The organism is Phenylobacterium glaciei (assembly GCF_016772415.1).
Lineage (GTDB): Bacteria > Pseudomonadota > Alphaproteobacteria > Caulobacterales > Caulobacteraceae > Phenylobacterium > Phenylobacterium glaciei.
In genome coordinates, this window is record NZ_JAGSGD010000001.1 from 425,560 (window position 1) to 445,585 (window position 20,026).

Annotated in this window: 16 protein-coding genes; 11 read left to right on the plus strand and 5 right to left on the minus strand. The window is 68.2% G+C overall.

The window, feature by feature from the left end; translation table 11 throughout:
• The first annotated feature begins 18 nt into the window (after positions 1-18).
• The 8 genes from sucC to JKL49_RS02160 all read left to right on the plus strand — a co-directional run bounded on the left by sucC (position 19) and on the right by JKL49_RS02160 (position 10,042).
• A complete protein-coding gene (sucC, locus tag JKL49_RS02125) occupies positions 19-1,218 on the plus strand; it encodes an ADP-forming succinate--CoA ligase subunit beta (protein ID WP_215338008.1) in 1,200 nt (399 codons plus the stop codon).
• A complete protein-coding gene (gene sucD / locus JKL49_RS02130; protein ID WP_215338009.1) occupies positions 1,218-2,096 on the plus strand; it encodes a succinate--CoA ligase subunit alpha in 879 nt (292 codons plus the stop codon). Before sucC ends, sucD begins: the two co-directional genes overlap by 1 nt.
• A 78-nt stretch (positions 2,097-2,174) precedes the next feature.
• Entirely contained in the window at positions 2,175-5,129 is a 2,955-nt protein-coding gene (locus tag JKL49_RS02135) for a 2-oxoglutarate dehydrogenase E1 component (protein WP_215338010.1), read from the plus strand.
• Between the two features lie 35 nt (positions 5,130-5,164).
• Positions 5,165-6,397 carry a 2-oxoglutarate dehydrogenase complex dihydrolipoyllysine-residue succinyltransferase gene (gene odhB / locus JKL49_RS02140; RefSeq protein ID WP_215338011.1) on the plus strand — a complete coding sequence of 411 codons (1,233 nt, stop codon included), beginning with the start codon at positions 5,165-5,167 and terminating at the stop codon, positions 6,395-6,397.
• A gap of 56 nt (positions 6,398-6,453) precedes the next feature.
• Positions 6,454-7,851 carry a dihydrolipoyl dehydrogenase gene (gene lpdA / locus JKL49_RS02145; protein ID WP_215338012.1) on the plus strand — a complete coding sequence of 466 codons (1,398 nt, stop codon included), beginning with the start codon at positions 6,454-6,456 and terminating at the stop codon, positions 7,849-7,851.
• On the plus strand, positions 7,851-8,276 hold the full coding sequence (locus tag JKL49_RS02150; protein ID WP_215338013.1) for a GNAT family N-acetyltransferase: 426 nt from the start codon (positions 7,851-7,853) through the stop codon (positions 8,274-8,276). Before lpdA ends, JKL49_RS02150 begins: the two co-directional genes overlap by 1 nt.
• Positions 8,277-8,337: 61 nt before the next feature.
• Positions 8,338-8,904: a histidine phosphatase family protein gene (locus JKL49_RS02155; RefSeq protein WP_215338015.1), complete on the plus strand. Its 567-nt coding sequence runs from the start codon at positions 8,338-8,340 to the stop codon at positions 8,902-8,904.
• 196 nt (positions 8,905-9,100) lie between these two features.
• Complete coding sequence (locus JKL49_RS02160) at positions 9,101-10,042, plus strand: IS110 family RNA-guided transposase (protein WP_215338017.1); 942 nt, start codon at positions 9,101-9,103, stop codon at positions 10,040-10,042.
• A 158-nt stretch (positions 10,043-10,200) separates the two neighbouring features.
• Here the strand turns inward: JKL49_RS02160 and JKL49_RS02165 are convergent, their stop codons facing one another.
• Genes JKL49_RS02165 through fsa form a run of 3 tightly spaced genes read right to left on the minus strand, consistent with a single transcriptional unit; the run spans position 10,201 to position 12,464 of the window.
• Complete coding sequence (locus JKL49_RS02165) at positions 10,201-11,130, minus strand: tyrosine recombinase XerC (RefSeq protein WP_215338019.1); 930 nt, start codon at positions 11,128-11,130, stop codon at positions 10,201-10,203.
• Entirely contained in the window at positions 11,115-11,792 is a 678-nt protein-coding gene (locus tag JKL49_RS02170) for a DUF484 family protein (protein WP_215338021.1), read from the minus strand. The genes JKL49_RS02165 and JKL49_RS02170 overlap by 16 nt, the downstream gene beginning before the upstream one ends.
• Positions 11,793-11,810: 18 nt before the next feature.
• Positions 11,811-12,464 carry a fructose-6-phosphate aldolase gene (gene fsa, locus JKL49_RS02175; protein WP_215338023.1) on the minus strand — a complete coding sequence of 218 codons (654 nt, stop codon included), beginning with the start codon at positions 12,462-12,464 and terminating at the stop codon, positions 11,811-11,813.
• Positions 12,465-12,865: 401 nt separating this feature from the next.
• On the opposite strand from fsa, the gene JKL49_RS02180 reads away from it, so the two are divergent.
• Positions 12,866-15,031, plus strand: a complete 2,166-nt coding sequence (locus JKL49_RS02180) for a primosomal protein N' (RefSeq protein ID WP_215338025.1) — start codon at positions 12,866-12,868, stop codon at positions 15,029-15,031.
• 129 nt (positions 15,032-15,160) lie between these two features.
• On the opposite strand, the gene JKL49_RS02185 is transcribed toward JKL49_RS02180, so the two are convergent.
• Positions 15,161-16,828: an MDR family MFS transporter gene (locus JKL49_RS02185; RefSeq protein ID WP_249778009.1), complete on the minus strand. Its 1,668-nt coding sequence runs from the start codon at positions 16,826-16,828 to the stop codon at positions 15,161-15,163.
• 101 nt (positions 16,829-16,929) lie between these two features.
• A complete protein-coding gene (locus JKL49_RS02190) occupies positions 16,930-17,742 on the minus strand; it encodes a TerC family protein (RefSeq protein WP_215338027.1) in 813 nt (270 codons plus the stop codon).
• Positions 17,743-18,363: 621 nt separating this feature from the next.
• Here JKL49_RS02190 and JKL49_RS02195 point away from each other — a divergent pair.
• On the plus strand, positions 18,364-19,041 hold the full coding sequence (locus tag JKL49_RS02195; RefSeq protein ID WP_215338029.1) for a CHAP domain-containing protein: 678 nt from the start codon (positions 18,364-18,366) through the stop codon (positions 19,039-19,041).
• Positions 19,042-19,045: 4 nt separating this feature from the next.
• Positions 19,046-20,002 (plus strand): magnesium transporter CorA family protein, encoded by a 957-nt coding sequence (locus JKL49_RS02200; RefSeq protein WP_215338031.1) that lies wholly within the window; start codon positions 19,046-19,048, stop codon positions 20,000-20,002.
• Positions 20,003-20,026 lie beyond the last annotated feature (24 nt).

Below are 20,026 nucleotides of genomic sequence, written 5' to 3' on the forward strand. Positions count from 1 at the left end.
AGCGCGTTTCGCGACCTCATGAATATACACGAGCATCAAGCCAAAGCCGTCCTCTCCGAGTTCGGCGTGGCGGTCCCGCGTGGCTATCCGGCCTTCACCGTCGAAGAGGCCGTCAAGGCCGCCGAGACCCTCGGAGGTCCGGTCTTCGTGGTGAAGTCCCAGATCCACGCCGGTGGGCGCGGCAAGGGCAAGTTCGAGGGCCTCGGCCCCGACGCCAAGGGCGGCGTCCGGGTGGTCAAGTCCGTCGAGGAGGTCCGCACCAACGCGACCGAGATGCTCGGCCGGGTGCTGGTGACCCATCAGACGGGTCCCAAGGGCAAGCAGGTCAACCGCCTCTACATCGAAGAGGGCGCGGCGATCGCCAAGGAATTCTATCTGTCCCTGCTGGTGGACCGCGAAACGAGCCGGGTCTCGGTCGTGGCCTCCACCGAAGGCGGCATGGACATCGAGGACGTCGCCCACTCGACGCCCGAGAAGATCATCACCTTCTCCATCGACCCGGCGACGGGGGTCTGGAACCACCACGGCCTGAAGCTTTCGAAGGCTCTGGGCCTGAAGGGCGACCTCTCCAAGCAGGCCGGCAAGCTGCTGCGCCAGCTCTATACGGCGTTCCTGGCCAAGGACATGGCCATGCTGGAGATCAACCCGCTGATCGTCACCGCCGACGACCAGCTGCGCGTCCTCGACGCCAAGGTGTCCTTCGATAGCAACGCCCTCTACCGCCACCCCGACATCGTCGCCCTGCGCGACGAGACCGAGGAGGACCCGAAAGAGATCGAGGCCTCGAAGTTTGACCTCAGCTACATCGCCCTCGACGGCGAGATCGGCTGCATGGTCAACGGCGCCGGTCTGGCCATGGCCACCATGGACATCATCAAGCTGTACGGCGCCGAGCCCGCCAACTTCCTGGACGTCGGCGGCGGCGCCGACGAGGCCAAGGTGACGGCGGCCTTCAAGATCATCATGGCCGACCCCAATGTGAAGGGCATCCTGGTGAACATCTTCGGCGGCATCGCCCGTTGCGACGTCCTGGCCCAGGGCGTGGTGGCGGCGGTCAAGCAGGTGGGGCTGACGGTTCCCCTGGTGGTTCGCCTGGAAGGCACCAACGCCGAGTTGGGCAAGAAGATCATCAATGAGAGCGGCCTGAACGTGATCGCGGCCAACGACCTCTCCGATGGCGCCGAAAAGATTGTCGCCGCCGTGCGGGGAGCCGCCTGATGTCCATCCTCATCGACAAGAACACCAAGGTGATCTGCCAGGGCCTCACGGGCGCCCAGGGCACCTTCCACTCCGAGCAGGCCATCGCGTTTGGCACCAAGATGGTCGGCGGCGTCACCCCCGGTAAGGGCGGAACCAGTCACATCGGCCTGCCGGTCTTCGACACCGTCGACGAAGCTGTGAAGCAGACCGGCGCCGACGCCAGCGTGATCTATGTGCCGCCGGCCTTCGCCGCCGATAGCATCCTCGAAGCCATCGAGGCCGGCGTTCCTCTGGTTATCTGCATCACCGAGGGCATCCCGGTGCTGGACATGGTGCAGGTCAAGCGCGCCCTGGTCGGCTCAAAAACCAGGCTGATCGGCCCCAACTGCCCCGGCGTCCTGACCCCGGAAGCCTGCAAGATCGGCATCATGCCGGCCAATATCTTCAAGAAGGGCTCGGTGGGTGTTGTCTCGCGCTCGGGCACGCTTACCTACGAAGCCGTGTTCCAGACCACCCAGGTGGGCCTGGGCCAATCCACGGCCGTGGGCATCGGCGGCGACCCGGTGAAGGGCACCGAGTTCATCGACATGCTCGACATGTTCCTGAAGGACCCGGAGACGGAATCGATCATCATGATCGGCGAAATCGGCGGGTCCGCGGAAGAAGACGCGGCTGAGTTCATTAAGAATTCAGCAATCAAGAAGCCTATGGTCGGCTTCATCGCGGGACGCACCGCGCCGCCCGGGCGGCGCATGGGTCACGCGGGCGCGATCATCTCCGGCGGCAAGGGCGGCGCCGAAGACAAGATCGCCGCGATGGAGGCCGCGGGCATACGCGTGTCACCGTCTCCGGCGAAACTGGGCGAAACCCTCCTTGAGGTCCTCAAGAAGGCCTAAGGGCGAATTTAAGCGTAGGGCGGTCCGCGCTCGGCTCCTTTGATGAAGCGCCGCGGCCCCCCGGGAAAGCGGACGAAAATGGCGGACGACGCAGGTCTGATCAACGAGGTGCTCGCCGAGACCTCCTTCCTCTATGGCGGCAACGCCGCCTTCGTGGAGGACCTCTACGCGAAATGGGCGGCTGACCCGGCCCTGGTGGAGCCCTCGTGGCGCGCCTTCTTCGCCTCCCTGCAGGAGCGCGCCGACGAGGTGAAGGCCGCCACGGTCAAGCCCGGCTGGACCCAGAAATCCGCGCCTGCCGCCCGTCCCGACTGGCTCTCGGCCATCGACGGCCTCTGGCCGGCGGTGGAGGCCAAGGTCGGCGCCAAGGTGGCCGAGCGCGCCGCGCCGGCCGCCACGCCGGAATCCGTTCGCGCCGCGACGCTGGATTCCCTGCGCGCCATCATGATGATCCGCGCCTACCGGATGCGCGGTCACCTGCGGGCCAATCTCGACCCGCTGGGCATCGCCATCCCCGAGGGCGACGCCACCGAGCTCGACCCCGCCTCCTACGGCTTCACCGAGGCCGACTACGACCGCCCGATCTTCCTGGACTTCGTGCTGGGCCTTGAGACCGGGACCATCCGCGAGATCCTGGCGATCCTGCGCCGCACCTACTGCAACGACATCGGCGTGCAGTACATGCACATCTCCGACCCGGCCCAGAAGGCCTGGCTGCAGGAGCGCATCGAGGGCCGCGACAAGGAGATCAACTTCACCAAGGAGGGCAAGGTCGCCATCCTCAAGAAGCTGATCGAGGCCGAGGGCTTCGAGAAGTTCCTGCACAAGCGCTTCCCCGGCACCAAGCGGTTCGGCCTGGACGGCGGCGAGGCCATGGTCCCGGCGCTCGAACAGATCATCAAGCGCGGCGGCGCGCTCGGCGTGAAGGACATCGTCATCGGCATGCCCCACCGGGGCCGCCTGAACGTCCTGGCCGCCGTGATGGCCAAGCCCTATCAGGTGATCTTCCACGAGTTCCAGGGCGGCTCCAGCCTGCCCTCGGACGTGGAAGGCTCGGGCGACGTGAAGTACCACATGGGCGCCTCCTCGGACCGCGCCTTCGACGGCAACAACGTCCACCTGTCGCTGACCGCCAACCCCTCCCACCTGGAGATCGTCAACCCGGTGGTGCTGGGCAAGGCCCGCGCCAAGCAGGCCTACACCCTGCGCGACGCTCCGGACTCCGGCCGCAACCACGTCCTGCCCCTGCTGATGCACGGGGACGCGGCCTTCGCCGGACAGGGTGTGATCGCCGAGTGCTTCACCATTTCGGGCGTGAAGGGCTACCGCACCGGCGGCACCATCCACTTCATCGTCAACAACCAGATCGGCTTCACCACCGCGCCGGCCTTCAGCCGCTCCTCGCCCTATCCGTCGGACGTGGCCCTGATGGTGGAGGCCCCGATCTTCCACGTGAACGGCGACGACCCCGAGGCCGTGGTCTTCGTCGCCAAGGTGGCCACCGAGTTCCGCCAGCAGTTCGGCAAGGACGTGGTCATCGACATGTTCTGCTACCGCCGGTTCGGTCACAACGAAGGCGACGACCCGACGATGACCTCGCCCTTGATGTACGCCAAGATCAAGGACCACCCCTCGACCCGCGAGCTCTATTCCCGCCAGCTGATCGGCGAGGGCGTGGCGACCGAGGACGACGTCGCGGCCTGGATGAAGGAGTTCGACGACTTCCTCGACCAGGAGATGGAGTCCGGCAAGACCTACAAGGCCAACAAGGCCGACTGGCTGGACGGCAAGTGGGCGGGCCTGGCTTTGCCCGACGGCGACGACCGCCGCGGCGACACCAGCGTGCCCCTTCAGAAGCTGCTGGACCTGGGCAACCGCATCACCGCGATCCCGGAAACCCTGGACGCCCACAAGACCGTCAAGCGCGCCATCGACAATCGCCGCGCGGCCATCGAAACCGGCGAAGGCCTGGACTGGGCCACCGGCGAGCACCTGGCCTTCGCCACCCTGCTGGACGAGGGCTTCCCCGTCCGCCTGGCCGGCCAGGACAGCGTGCGCGGCACCTTTGTGCAGCGCCACTGCGACCTGATCGACCAGACCACCGAGGCCCACTACCAGCCGCTCTCCAACCTGCGCCCCGGCCAGGCCCATTTCGAGGTGCTCGACTCACCGTTGTCGGAAGAGGCGGTGCTGGGCTTCGAGTACGGTTTCTCCCTGGCCGACCCCAAGACGCTGGTCCTGTGGGAAGGCCAGTTCGGCGACTTCGCCAACGGCGCCCAGGTGGTGATCGACCAGTTCATCTCGTCAGGTGAGCGCAAGTGGCTGCGGATGAGCGGCCTGGTTCTGCTGCTGCCCCACGGCTACGAGGGCCAGGGTCCGGAACACTCCTCGGCCCGTCTGGAGCGCTTCCTGCAGCTCTGCGCCGAGGACAACCTCCAGGTCGTCAACTGCTCGACGCCGGCCAACTACTTCCACGTCCTGCGCCGCCAGATGCGCCGGGAGTTCCGCAAGCCCCTGGTCGTCATGACGCCCAAGTCGCTGCTGCGCCACAAGAAAGCGACGTCGCGGCTGGTGGACATGGCCGAGGGCTCGTCCTTCCACCGCGTGCTGCACGACGACGCCGAGCGCGGGGTCAACACCACCACCAAGCTCGTCGAGCCCGACAAGATCCGCCGCGTCGTGCTGTGCTCGGGCAAGGTCTATTACGACCTGCTGGACGCGCGCGAGGAGAAGGGCGTCGACGACGTCTATCTGATGCGCCTGGAGCAGTTCTATCCGTGGCCGGTGAAGTCACTGTCCACCGAACTGTCGCGCTTCCCCAACGCCGAACTGGTCTGGTGTCAGGAGGAGCCGAAGAACATGGGCGGCTGGACCTTCGTCGACCCGTGGCTGGAACTCACCCTCGACCGCCTGAAGATCAAGGCCAAGCGCGCCCGCTATGTCGGCCGCCCGGCCTCGGCCTCCACCGCGGCCGGCCAGATGAGCCGGCACATGAAGGAGCTTCAGACGTTCCTTGCTGAAGCCTTCGCCTAAACCGACCGCCCGAAAGAACAGGAAGAACCTCCCCAATGGCCGACATCATGACGCCCACGCTCGGCGAATCCGTCACCGAGGCGACAGTGGCGCGCTGGGCCAAGAAGCCCGGGGACGCGGTCCGCAAGGATGAGATCCTCGTCGAACTCGAAACCGACAAGGTCAGCCTCGAAGTCGCCGCCCCCGCTGACGGGGTGCTGGATTCCATCAGCGCCGAGGAAGGCGCCACGGTCGAGCCCGGCGCGGTCCTGGGTCACGTGACCGAGGGCGCTGTCGCCGCCGCGCCCGCCAAGGCCGCGGCCCCGAAGGCCGAAGCGCCCAAGGCCGCCGCGCCTGCGCCTGCGCCCGCTCCGGCCCCCGCGCCCAAGCCCGCCCCTGCCGCCGCCGCCGCTGCGCCGCTGGCCCCCTCGGCCCAGCGTATCGTGGCGGAGAACAACCTCGACGCGGGCGCCATCGCCGGCTCCGGCAAGGACGGCCGGGTAACCAAGGGCGACGCTCTGGCCGCCCTCGAGGCCCGCGCCAATGCGCCCGCCCCCGTGGCCATCGCCGCCGCGCCGCGCGAGGTCCATGCGCGTGAGGAGCGGGTCCGCATGACCCGCCTGCGCCAGACCATCGCGCGCCGGCTGAAGGAAGCCCAGAACGCCGCGGCCATGCTGACGACCTTCAACGAGGTCGACATGACCAACGTCATGGCCCTGCGCACCAAGTACAAGGATGTCTTCGAGAAGACCCATGGGGTGAAGCTCGGCTTCATGAGCTTCTTCGTCGCCGCGGTGGTCCACGCCCTGAAGCAGGTCCCGGAGGTCAACGCCGAGATCGAGGGCCAGGACCTCATCTACAAGAACCACTACGACATCGGCGTCGCCGTCGGCACCGAGCGCGGCCTGGTGGTTCCCGTGGTCCGTGACGCCGACGCGCTTGGCCTGGCGGGCGTTGAAAAGGCCATCGGCGCCCTGGGCAAGAAGGCCCGCGACGGCGCCCTGGCCATGGAAGACCTGCAGGGCGGCACCTTCACCATCTCCAACGGCGGGGTCTACGGCTCGCTGATGTCCACGCCGATCCTCAACGCGCCGCAGTCGGGCATCCTCGGCATGCACAAGATTCAGGACCGCCCGATGGCCATCGGCGGCCAGGTGGTGATCCGTCCGATGATGTACCTGGCGCTCAGCTACGACCACCGCGTGGTGGACGGCCAGGGCGCGGTGACCTTCCTGGTCCACGTCAAGGACGCCATCGAGAACCCCGAGCGCCTGCTGCTGGATATCTAGGGGGCCGCGCCTCCCCATATCCGTCCCAGCATCTCTCAATTCGGAAGACCAGGCTCATGGCCCAATACGACGTCGTCATCATCGGGGGCGGCCCCGCCGGCTACAACGGCGCCATCCGCGCGGGGCAGCTTGGCCTGTCGGTGGCCGTGGTGGAGAAGCGCGAGACCCTGGGCGGCACCTGCCTCAATGTCGGCTGCATGCCGTCGAAGGCCCTGCTGCACGCCTCGGAAATGTATGAGCTGGCGAACAAGGACTTCGCCACCCTGGGCATCGAGGTGACGCCCACCCTCAACCTGCCCCAGATGATGAAGCAGAAGGCCGAGAGCGTGACGGCGCTCACCAAGGGCATCGAGTTCCTGTTCAAGAAGAACAAGGCCGACTGGATCAAGGGCATGGGCAAGATCGCCGGCCCCGGCAAGGTCGAGGTCACCGGCCCCGACGGCTCGGTCACCGTGCTGGAGACCAAGAACATCGTCATCGCCACCGGCTCGGAGCCGTCGGGCCTGCCCGGCGTCACCGTCGACAACAAACGCATCCTCGATTCCACCGGCGCCCTGACCCTGCCGGAAGTTCCCAAGAGCCTGATCGTCATCGGCGCCGGCATCATCGGCCTGGAGCTGGGCTCGGTCTGGCGCCGCCTCGGCGCGGAAGTCACCGTCGTCGAGTTCCTGGACCGCATCACGCCGGGCATGGACGCCGAGACCGCCAAGACCTTCCAGCGCACGCTCACCAAGCAGGGGATGGCCTTCAAGCTCGGGTCGAAAGTCACCGGCGCGAAGTCGTCGAAGACCGGCGTCACGCTGACCGTCGAGCCCGTGGCCGGCGGCGAAATCGAGACCCTGGCCGCCGACTACGTCCTGCTGGCCATCGGCCGGCGTCCCTTCACGCAGGGCCTCGGCCTGGAGAGCGTGGGGATCGTCCCCGACAAGCGCGGCTTCATCGAGACCGACCACTTCAAGACCAGCGCGCCCGGCGTCTGGGCCATCGGCGACGCCATCCACGGCCCCATGCTGGCCCACAAGGCCGAGGAGGACTCAGTCGCGGTGATCGAGACCATCGCCGGCAAGTACGCCCACGTGGACTACAACCTGGTCCCCAGCGTCGTTTACACCTACCCGGAGGTGGCCTGGGTCGGGAAGACCGAGGAGCAGCTGAAGGAGGCCGGCATCGCCTACAAGGCTGGCAAGTTCCCCTTCACCGCCAACAGCCGCGCCAAGATCAACCATGAGACCGACGGCTTTGCGAAAGTCCTGGCGGACGCCAAGACAGACGAGATCCTCGGCGTCCACATCATCGGCCCCCAGGCCGGCGAGATGATCGGCGAGTACTGCGTGGCCATGGCCTTCCGCGCCGCCAGCGAGGACGTGGCCCGCACCGTCCACCCCCACCCGACCCGCTCCGAGGCCGGCCGCCAGGCCGCCATGGGCGTCGAGGGCTGGACCATGCAGGCGTAATGCTGGTCCGCCGGGTCCGCCCGGAGGAGCTGCCCATCGCCGCGGCGATCTACCAGAAGGTCCTGCGCGAGACCTTCACCTGGCTGCCGGGGTCGCGCCACAACGCCCAGGTCTTCCTGCGCGACGCTCGCGACGAGGACGTCTATGTGGCCGTCGCCGACCACCGTATCCTAGGCGTCGCGGCCCTCTATACCGTCGACAGCTTCCTGCACTCGCTCTACGTGGCGCAGCGGGGCCAGGGCGTCGGCAAGGCCCTGCTGGACCACGTCACCGCCGCAGCGCCCGACGCCCTGTCGCTGAAGTGCCAGACCGCGAACCTCCGCGCGCGCGCCTTCTATGCCCGCGAGGGTTTCAAGGAGGTCGGCCAGGGCGATGACGGCGTCCCTTGGGTCAAGATGGCGCGCCCCTCCACCGCCTGGACCTGAGCCCTTGCGGCGGCCGCGAAAACCCGGTCCCCTGGAGGCAAAGCTCAGGGACAGGAAACCGATGGAACTCGTACTCATCCGCCATGGCCTGCCGGTGCGCAGCGACCAGAGCGCCGATCCGCCGCTGCACGACGAGGGCCACGACCAGTCCCGCAAGGTCGCGCAATGGCTGGCGGGTGAGACCTTCGACGCCGTCTATTCCAGCCCCATGCTGCGCGCTATCGAGACCGCCGCACCCTTACTCGCCCACAGCGGCCACGCGCTGCGCCACAAGGACGGCATCGCCGAGTTCGACCGCGACGGCGGGTCCTACGTCCCCATGGAAGAACTGAAGCGCGAGGACTACGCCGCCTGGAAGGCCATGGCCGACGGCGACCACGGTGTCGATATCGGCGTCTTCCAGCAGGCGGTGGTGGGCGCCCTTGAGGAAATCATCGAGAGCCATCCCGGCCAGAAGGTGGCGGTCTTCTGCCACGGCGGGGTGATCAATGTCTGGACCGCCCACGTGCTCGCCATGGCGCCGCGCCTGTTCTTCGAGCCCCGCTACACCAGCCTCCACCGCTACATGTGCGCCCGCAGCGGCCAGCGGAACATCCTCAGCCTCAATGAGACCGCGCATTTGCGGTAAGGCTACACCCCGAAACCGTCATCCTTGTCTGTTGATGGCCTGACGCTGTTAGGCTGATCGGCGGACGGCGCACCGTTGTCATCCTTGGTCTTGGAGACCGTGCCCGAGCAGGGTGCGCCGCCCGCCTTTCGTCAACCACCCCGAACAGTTGCCTGGGAGGCGTTGGAGCGCCGTCCCGTAGGACAAGGATGGGACCATGACCTTACCTCAAACGACGCTGGGGATCGACGTCTCCGGCAAGCGTCTGGACGCCTATGCGCACCCGGCCGGCCGGGTGCGGGATTTCTCCAACGACCCGGCTGGCATCGCCCGGCTGGTCGACTGGGCCCTCACGCTGGAAGCCTTCGTGGTGCTGGAGGCCACCGCCCCCTGGGACCAGGCCCTGCTTCGCGCCCTGGAGACCGCAGGGGTGAGCTTCCATCGCGCCAACCCTGGGCGGGCTCGGGACTTCGCCCGCTCCATGGGCCTGCTGGCCAAGACCGACGCCGTGGACGCCCGGATGCTGGCGCTCTACGGCGCGACCTTGCCGCTGGTCCCTACCCCGTCAGCCGATCCCGCCCGCCTGGCCCTGCAGGGCCTCACCGCCCGCCGCGACCAGCTGGTGGAGATGCGCAAGGCCGAGCGCATCCGGCTGAAGGGCCGGCCAGATCCAGACCTGATCGACAGCATCGGGGCTGTCCTGTCGGTGCTGGACGACCAGATCGCCCAGCTCGACAAGCGCATGCAGGCCCTGATCGCCTCCAGCCCGGACCTGGACCGCCAGCAGGCCATCCTGCGCTCGGCCCCCGGCATCGGCCCGGTCGCATGCTCGGTGCTGCTGAGCTGCCTGCCGGAACTGGGCCAGGTCGACCGCCGGGCCATCGCGGCCCTGGCGGGCCTAGCGCCCATCGCCCGCGACTCCGGCCTGATGCGGGGACGCCGGCATGTCCAGGGTGGTCGAAAGCGCGTCAGGGACGCCCTCTACATGGCCGCCTTGGCCGCCATCAGACGCGGGCCCTGGAAGGACATCTTCGAGGCCATGAAGGCTGCTGGAAAGGCCCCCAAGCTCGCCATCGTCGCCATCGCCAGAAAGCTCCTCGTCGCCCTCAACGCCGCCCTAAAGCATCAAAGGCCCTTCCAAAATCCACAGAACGCTTGACCAGACCCAACACAGTTGCTCGGGCTTGTCCCGAGGATCCATGATCTCCGTCGTTCCGCATAAGGCGCGAGCGTCGCCGCCCAGAGCCGCCTGTGTCTCGGTGTCTATGGATCCTCGGGACAAGCCCGAGGATGACGAGGGGAGGGGGGAGGGGGCTTTTAGGCGTGCGGATGCGCGCTGTTGTACGCGCTCAGTAACGCCGCGGCGTCCACATCGGTATAGCGCTGGGTCGTCGACAGCGAGGCGTGGCCCAGCAGTTCCTGGATGGAGCGCAGGTCGGCGCCGGCCCCCAGCAGGTGGGTGGCGAAGGAGTGGCGCAGGGCATGGGGCGTGGCGCTGGCGGGCAAACCCAGGCGGCCCCGCAGCAGCTGCACGGTGGCCTGCACATGGCGCGGACTGAGCGCCCCGCCCCGCTTGGCGCGGAACAGCGGCTCGTCGGGGGCCAGAGCGAAGGGCGCGGCGGCCACATAGGCGTCGATGGCCTCGCGCACGGCCGGCAGCACCGGCACGATCCGGGTCTTCGAGCCCTTGCCGACGATCCGCAGACTGTCCCCCAGCGGCGCATCCGACCGCTTGAGCGACAGCCCCTCGGAAATCCGCAGGCCGCAGCCATAGAGCAGGGTCAGCACCGCCTCGTCGCGGGCGACTTCCCAGTCTTCCCGATCGGGGTCCATGGAGGGTTCGGCGATCAGGCCGCGGGCCTGGTCCTCGGTGACCGGACGCGGCGCCGACGGCTTCACCCGGGGGCCGCGCACCAGCACCAGGTTCGGATTGGGGGTGTCGTGCCGCCGGTCGAGATAGCGGTGAAAGGTGCGGATCGCCGACAGCGACTGCGACAGGGAGCGCGGCGACAGCGGATGGTCGCCGGACCTCAGGTGGGCCAGCCAGGCCCGGATCTCGCCGGCGGTCAGCTCCCCGCAGGCCTTGAGCGTCAGGGTCTCGCCCCGATAGGCCTCTTGAAAGCTGATGTAGCGGCCGGCGGCGAAGCCATAGGCCTCCACCGTGCGCGGCGAGGCGCGGCGTTCCTGGGCCAGGTGGACCAGCCACGCCGCCAGGACCTGCCGCGCGGTGATCACAGGACCGGCCACCGCTCCGCCGTGCGTTCGACGACCCGGGCCAGGAAGGCCACCAGCTCGGCGCCCATGTCCTGCGTGAAGCCATGCTCATCCGAAGAGCCAAAAGCCAGCAGGCCGGTGCGCGCCGGCTCCCAGATCGCCATTCGGACCATGGCCATGGACTTGATCTCGCCCGCCCGCTCGCCGAACAGGCCCAGCGCCGTCGGCTGGAACCCCATCAGGGCCACACGCTGGTGGCCGATGACCAGGTCGATCTGACCCTCCGCCATCACCCGCCAACCGGCCGGGGTGCGGTCAGGCCCCTCCAGGGCCACCACCCCGGCGGCCAGGCCAAAGCGCAGCTGGGCCAGCTCGTCCACCCGTCGCGCCAGGTCGGCATGGTTGCGGGCGTCCAGCAGGTCCACCACCGCGCCATGGGTCTGGGCCTGGGCGGCGAAGTTCGCCCGCGCCGTGGCCTCCAGGTGCTTGCGGGCCTTGGATTCCTTCTTGTGGGCCTCGTGCACGCGGGCCAGCGCGGCGGGGCCGAAGTCCACCACATTGGCGGCGTCCGGGCGCAGGCCCAGCTCCGCCATCAGGGCGGTGTCGTGCAGCAGGAAGTCGGGGTTACCCGCGAGAAAGTGGCGGACCTCATCGGGGCCCAGCGGATGATCCTTCAGCCCGACCCCGAGATCCATCTATCCGCCCCTGCAGTTCTACAGAATGGACTGACCCGTTTTGGCCCAGTCGCTCATGAACTGTTCAAGACCCTTCTCGGTTAACGGGTGCTTGAAGAGGTCCAAGAAAACCCCTGGCGGTATCGTCGCACAGTCGGCGCCCGACAGGGCCGCGGCGGTCACATGGGCCGGATTGCGGATCGAGGCGGCCAGGATCTCGGTGTCGAACTCGTAGGTGTCGTAGATGGCGCGGATCTCGCGGATCAGGTCCATCCCGTCCATGCCGTAGTCGTCCAGCCGGCCGATGAAGGGCGAGATGTAGGTGGCGCCCGCCTTGGCGGCCAGCAGGGCCTGGGCGGCGGAGAAGCAGAGGGTCACATTGGTGGCGATGCCCTGCACGGCGAACTCGGCCGTGGCGATCAGGCCTTCGCGGGTCAGCGGCAGCTTCACGACGACATTGGTGGCGATGGCCGCCAGCTTGGCGCCCTCCTTCAGCATGCCGTCCACGTCGGTGGCGGCCACCTCGGCGCTCACGGGGCCCTCGACGAGATCGCAAATCTCGGCGATGACCTCCAGCATGGGCCGGCCGGACTTGGCGATCAGGGTCGGATTGGTGGTGACGCCGTCCACCAGGCCGGTCGAGGCCAGGTCCTTCAGGACCGCGGTGTCCGTGGTGTCGAGAAAGAGCTGCATGAAGGGCCTCTGCACAGGAACGTTGGACCCGTCCTTAGCCGTTGTGCTTCTGGCGGACCAGCCTATGTGCGGGGCGTGCTGATCGTGCGCGCGCAGACCCAGCCCCCTCCTTCTCCCCTTGCGGGAGAAGGTGGCCCTGCGGAGCAGGGTCGGATGAGGGGTCGCGCCGGCCTCACTCTACATCCGCTCATCCCGGCGAAGGCCGGGACCCAGATTCATCCTGAGCGGTCAGGATTAGTCCCCGACAGCCTTTCGGATTTCGGTGAGATCGCAGTGGGTCTCACCTGGGTCCCGGCCTTCGCCGGGATGAGCGGCGTTTTCCTGAAAGCGCAGCGCGACCCCTCATCCGACCGGTCTCCGACCGGCCACCTTCTCCCGCAAGGGGAGAAGGGATTCTCCGCATGACCCGCCGCATCGCCTCCATCCTCCTGCCCATGCCCCTGCCCGAGGCCTTCGACTACGAAGAGCCGGAGGGCATGGACCTGATGGTCGGCGACCAGGTGGCCGCCCCGCTCGGGCCCCGCCTGCTGCGCGGCGTGGTCACCGCCCTGCGGGACGGGACCGGCGGCAACCGGCCGCTGAAGGTGGTCGACAGCAAGCTGGACGATCCGCCCCTGCCCCAGCGCGCCATCGACTTCATCCAGTGGGCCGCGCGTTACTCCGTGGACTCGCCGGGCTCGCCGCTCGCCATCACCCTGCGCGGCGCCCGCGCCCAGAAGGCCAAGCCCGAAAAGGTCGTGGAGGCCACCGGCGCCGCCCCCGCCCGGCCCACCGCGGCCCGGACCAAGGTGCTGGAAACGGTCGCCGCCCAGCGCCTCTCCCCGCCGGACCTCGCCCGCGCCGCCGGCGTCTCGTCGGGCGTCATCAAGGGCCTGGTGGACGAGGGCGTGCTGGCGGTCCGGCTCATCGAGGCCCCCGTCGCCTTCGATCCGCCCGACCTCGCCAGAGAGGGCCACCCCCTCAACCCCAGCCAGGACGCCGCCGCCAAGGCCCTGGTTTCCATGATCGGGGAGGGGGGCTTCAACGTCGCCCTGCTGGACGGGGTCACCGGCTCAGGCAAGACCGAGGTCTATCTGGAGGCCGTGGCCGCGGCGCTCGCCGCCGACCCGGACGCCCAGGTGCTGATCCTGCTGCCGGAGATCGCGCTCACCCAGGCGGTCATCGCCCGGGTCGCCGCCCGCTTTGGCTCAGCCCCGGCTGAATGGCACTCCGACATCACCCCGCCCGCGCGCCGCCGCGTCTGGGAAGCCGTCGCCACCAACCAGTGCCGCATCGTCATCGGCGCCCGCTCGGCCCTGTTCCTGCCCTTCGCCAAGCTGGCCCTCATCGTCGTCGATGAGGAGCACGACGCCTCCTACAAGCAGGAGGAGGGCTTCATCTACCAGGCCCGCGACCTGGCCGTGGCCCGCGGCAAGATCGAGGAGGCCGCCGTCATCCTGGCCTCGGCCACGCCGTCCCTGGAGTCCCTGCGCAACGCCGAGACCGGCCGCTATCGCTGGCTGCGCCTGACCTCCCGCCACGGGGTCGCGGTCCTGCCCGACATCACCCTGGTGGACATGCGCGAGACCCCGCCCGACACCGGCCGCTGGCTCTCGCCGCCCCTGGTGAAAGCCATGGGGGAGACCTGGGCGCGGGGCGAGCAGACGCTTCTGTTCCTCAACCGCCGGGGCTACGCCCCCCTGGTGCTCTGCAAGGCCTGCGGCGAGCGGATGACCTCGCCCGACACCGACAGCTGGCTGGTGGAGCACCGCTATTCCGGCCGGCTGGTCTGCCACCTCACCGGCTTCTCCATGCCCAAGCCGTTGGCCTGCCCCCACTGCGGCGCCAAGGACAGCCTGACCTCCATCGGGCCTGGGGTGGAACGGGTGGAGGAGGAGGCGCGGGGGCTGTTCCCCGACGCCCGCATCGCCATCTTCTCGTCCGACACCGTCTGGGACGCCCGCGAAGCCAAGCGCCTGATCCAGGCCATGGAAGAGGGGCAGATCGACATCCTCGTCGCCACCCAGGCCGCCGCCAAGGGCCACAACTTCCCGGGCCTGACCCTGGTGGGGGTGGTGGACGCCGACCTGGGTTTGCGCGGCGGCGACCTGCGCGCCGCCGAGCGCACCTACCAGCTATTGGCCCAGGCCACCGGCCGCGCCGGACGCAAGGACCGCCCTGGCCGCGCCATGCTGCAGACCTACGCCCCGGAGCACCCGGTCATGCAGGCGCTCAAGGCCCAGGACCGCGACGCCTTCACCACCGCAGAGCTGGAGGAGCGCGAGATCGCCGGCCTGCCGCCTTACGGCCGGCTGGCGGCCCTCATCGTCTCGGGGCCGGACGCCGTCCAGCTGGAGGCCTTCGTGGAAAGGATGGCCCAGACCGCGCCCAACGCCGAGGGCGTCGCCGTCTACGGCCCCGCCGACGCGCCGCTGGGCCTGATCCGCGGCCGCCGCCGCAAACGCTTCCTCATCCGCGCCGACCGCACGGTGGATCTCTCCGCCTACCTCGCCGCCTGGCGCGCGAGGTTCCGCCCCCCCGGCATGATCCGCGTGGCCATCGACGTGGACCCGTACAGCTTCCTGTAGGCCCCAAACCCGCTCATCCCGGCGAAGGCCGGGACCCAGATACATCCGCCGCTTTCGGGACTCCTGGCGCAGGTCGTGACCTACGACCTGGATCCCGGCCTTCGCCGGGACGAGCGGAGAGGCGGCGAGTTAGGCCTCCCCCGTCTCCGCGGCGATATCCCCACCAGGTTCGGCCGCCTTGGCCGCCGCGATGGGCCGCTCCCGCAGGGGCGCAACCGGGATGAACAGCATCAGCACGAAGCCGGCGATCAGCGAGCACAGGGCGAAGATCATGCCGTGCACGATGGCGACGGAGAAGCTGGTGCGGATGGTCCGCTCCAGGACCACCTGCTTGGGATCGGCGGCGCGGGCGCCGGCCTGCTCGGGGTGCAGGTTGCGCTCCATGGCCATCTTCTGCAGGTCCGAGAGCTCCAGATGGCGCACCACGGCGCCGGGCTCGGTGGGCGCGTGCCTGGCAAGCTCCGAGGCTAGCCCGGAGGTCAGCAGGGCGCCGAACAGGGCCACCCCCATGGTCGAGCCGATCTGGCGCACGAACTGGCCGGAACTGGTGGCCACCCCGATCTGGTGGAAGGGCAAGGCGTTCTGCACCGCCAGGCCAAACAGGCTCTGGCCGGGGCCCAAGCCCACACCGACGATCAGCAGCCGCCAGGCCAGGTCGAACGTCGAGGTGTCGGGTCCGATGAAGCACATCAGGAAGACGCCGAGGATCAGCACGCAGCCGCCGCCGATCATGAAGGGCTTGTACTGGCCGGTCTTGGTGACCAGCTGGCCGTTGACGGTGGAGGAGACGATCATGCCCCCCATCAGGGCCAGCATGGTCAGGCCGCTGGTGGTGGCCGGGATGCCCTGGCCCACCTGCATGTAGAGCGGCAGGAAGCTGGTGACCCCCATGAAAGCCATGGAATAGACAAAGGCCGCGCCGTTGGCGGTGGTGAAGGTGGGGTTCTTGAACAGCTCCAGCGGGATGATCGGGTCGCGCACCCGCTTTTCCACGAAGACGAAGGCGATGAGGCAGGCGATGGCGAAGATCAACATGCCGAGGATCAGCGGCGAGCCCCAGGGATAGTCGCGCCCGCCCCAGGTGATGGCCAGCAGCAGGGGCACGAAGCCGGCGATGATCAGGCCCGCGCCGGCCCAGTCGATGCGCCCCACACCACGGATCGGCAGGGTCGGCATCTTGATGAGGATCATGGCCACGGCGGCCAGCGCGAAGGGGATGTTGCAGTAGAAGACCCAGCGCCAGCCGGCGATGACGTGGCCGAACAGGGTGACCGTGCCGTGGTCGGTGAAGAAGCCGCCCACGACGGGTCCGAACACGCTGGCGATCCCGAACACCGAGCCGAACAGCCCGGAGAACTTGGCCCGCTCGCGGGGCGCGAACAGGTCGGCGATGATGGCGAAGGCGGTGGTGAACAGCGCCCCGCCCCCCAGGCCCTGGACGGCGCGGAACACGATCAGCTGGGTCATGCCGCCGCCCAGCAGGGGCAGGGTCCCGAACTCGCCGGCCAGCCCCGCCAGCCACGAGCCGGCCAGGAAGATGGCGATGCCGGCCAGCAGGATCGGCTTGCGTCCGTAGAGGTCCCCCAGCTTTCCCCAGATCGGCACCATCACCGTCGAGGCCAGCAGGTAGGCGGTGGTGGCCCAGGCGTACAGATGCAGGCCCGACAGCTCGGCGATGATGCGCGGCATGGCCGTGCCGACGATCGTCTGGCTCATGGCCGACAGCAGGAAGACGATCATGACGGAGATGAGCGTCAGCCGGCGCTCGTCGTCGCTATAGACGTGAGGTTCGTTCAAGGGCCGTTTCCCGGCGGCGAACAGGCCGCCCCTAATGATCTGTTTTTATAATTCGCGACGTCCGGGGGCGGACGGAAATATCGCCGCCCCCTGCCCGTTCCTCACGGAACGCTATCAGACTTTTCCAGCGCGGCCTGCGCCTTGCGCTGCTGAGCGCTGCGCGAGGCCATGTTGAGCCCCTCCACCAGGCCCGAGAAGGCCATGGCCGCGTAGATGTAGCCCTTGGGCACGTGCACCCCGAAGCCGTCGGCGATCAGGGTCGCCCCGATCATCAGCAGGAAGCCCAGCGCCAGCATCACCACGGTGGGGTTGTTGTTGATGAAGTTGGCCAGCGGGGTGGCCGCCACCAGCATGACGCCGACGGCGACGATCACCGCCGTCACCATGATCGGCAGGTGGTCGGTCATGCCCACCGCGGTCAGGATCGAGTCGATGGAGAAGACGATGTCCAGCAGCAGGATCTGCACGATGGCCGCGCCGAAGTTCATGGCGATCGGCGCCTTCTTGTCGAGGACGTCGTGGCTCGGCGTGGGGTCCATGGTGTGGTGGACCTCGGTGGTCGCCTTCCACACCAGGAACAGGCCGCCGGCGATCAGGATCAGGTCGCGCCAGGAGAAGGCCAGCTCGAACACCGGATGACCGTTCTCGCCCATCGGCCCGCTCCAGGGCAGTTCGAAGACCGGGGCGGTGAGGCCGACGATGAAGGCGATGGTCGACAGCAGGGCCAGCCGCATGATCAGGGCCAGGCCGATGCCCAGCCGCCGCGCCTTGGCCTGCTGCTCGGGGGGCAGCTTGTTCGACAGGATGGAGATGAAGACCAGGTTGTCGATGCCCAGCACCACCTCCATGACGATGAGGGTGATCAAGGCGGCCCAGGCGGCCGGATCGGCGGCCAGGGTCAGGATGCTTTGCATGGGGGTCCTCTGAGTGGGATGAGGAAAAGTGGGAACCGGTTTTCCGCCCGCATCCCACTCAACCTCAAAATCGGTGTTTGGTCCCTCAGTTCTAGCCTATCCCCAGATCACGCCTACTGCGAATGGTTCTCAAAGTCGCCTGAGTCGGGCTGAGTCGCCTCGAAGGTGCGCGCGGGGGCGCCGTTTTTCGCGGCGCCGGGCCGGCGATGCCTGAAATGTGACCTGCGGCTGGGGCCGGTGTCTCTTCTTGCGCTGCAGCACGTGAACGGGCGCCGAGGTCTTGGGCGGGCCCCGGTTCGTCTGTTTCGGATTGTTTCACGCCGCCCACGCCAGGGCATCTCGTGAAGGAATTACAGTATCCATGAATGCCGCCGTCATGGCGCGCCAGCTTAACTACAGGAATCTCGCGCCGTGCGCGTGATTAGCTTCCTTTCCGTTAAGGGTTTGACTTCCCTTCGTCTGCGATCAAACTGCCGTCAGGCGGCGTCACGGCTGTGTGAAGCTGTGGATGGCCCTGTGGGCGACTCGGCGACCTTCCGCCGCACGGACCGAAAAGCTCTTTGCTTTCCCGCCGAGGATGAGTATCCCTAATCGCAGTTCGCGTGGGGAGTTCCTCTTAACATGCTGAAACGGACCAGAACCGCCCTCGGTTCCCTGGCCGCCATAGCGGTTATGACGCTCGCGCCCGTTGGCGCGGTGGCCGATACCTACTGGCAGTGCGTGCCCTTCGCGCGCCTGGTTTCCGGCGTCCAGATCTTTGGCGACGCCTGGACCTGGTGGAAGCAGGCCGCCGGCAAGTATGAGACCGGCTTCTCCCCCAAGGCCGGCGCGGTCCTCTGCTTCAAGCCCAACGGCAAGATGAACCTCGGCCACGTCGCCGTGGTCAGCCAGGTGCTCACCGACCGCGTCATCCAGATCACCCACGCCAACTGGTCGCGCATCGGCGGGACCCGCGGCCAGGTCGAGAAGGACGTCACCGTCATCGACGTCTCCCCGGCCGGCGACTGGTCCCAGGTCAAGGTCTGGTACGATCCGGTCCGCGACCTCGGCTCCACCACCTATCCCACCTACGGCTTCATCTACCAGGACGCCGCCGCCCAGCGGGTGGCCAGTTCGGGCCTGAACGCCGCCGGCAACACCGCCATCGCCATGGCCCAGGGCGCCGCCAACCAGATGGCCTCGGCCGTCCGTCCCGGCGCCGGTCCCTTCTCCATGCTGAGCCAGGCCGCCGACTCCACCGACAAGATCGCGGCCCTGATCATGGCCGCGACCTCGCAAGGCTCCAGCGAAGCCAAGTAGGCCCATGCTGAACCTGATCGCCCGCGGCGCTTCGGCCTCCACGACCGAGACGCCCGGCGACGACTGGCTGCTGCCCGCCGACACCATCTGGATCGACCTGCTCAATCCCACCCGCGAGGAGGAGCTGGCGGTCGAACGCGCGCTTGCCGTCGATCTGCCCACCCGGGAGGAGATGGCCCAGATCGAGCCCTCGTCGCGGCTGTATCAGGAGGCCAAGGCCACCTTCCTCACCGCCACCCTGCTGGCCCACAGCCAGCACGACCATCCCACCTCGGTCCCGGTGACCTTCGTGCTGGCCCGTGGTGTCCTGGTGACCATCCGCTACGCCGAGCTGAAGGCCTTCACCATCTTCACCGCCCGGGCCGGCGAGAACCACGACCTCACCAGCGGCTCGGAGGTGATGCTGGAACTGCTGGACGCTATCGTCGAACGCCTGGCCCACGTGCTGGAAGCCGGGTCCACGGCGGTGCATGAAAGCTCGGGCGCCATCTTCGACCGCCCCAGCGGCGGCGCCTTCGAGCCCCTGCTGACGGGCCTGGCCCGCACCCAGTCGGTGACCGCGCTCGCCCGCGCCAGCCTGGTCAGCCTGGGGCGCCTGGCCAGTTTCGCCGGCCTCGCCCACGAGATCGCCGACGCGCCGGCCTGCCGCGCCCACCTGACCTCCGTGCAGCACGACATCGGCTCGCTCACCGAGCACGCCAGCGCCCTGGCCAGCCACATCGCCTTCCTGCTGGACGCGGCGCTCGGCCTGATCAACATCGAGCAGAACGGCATCATCAAGTTCTTCTCGGTGGTCTCCGTGGCCCTGATGCCGCCCACCCTGGTGGCCTCGATCTACGGCATGAATTTCCACCACATGCCCGAGCTCACCTGGAGCTTCGGCTACCCCATGGCGCTGGCCCTGATGGTGATCTCCGGCATCGGCCCCTTCCTGTGGTTCAAGAGGAAGCGCTGGCTCTGACGGAAATCGGCCGCAAAATCGCCC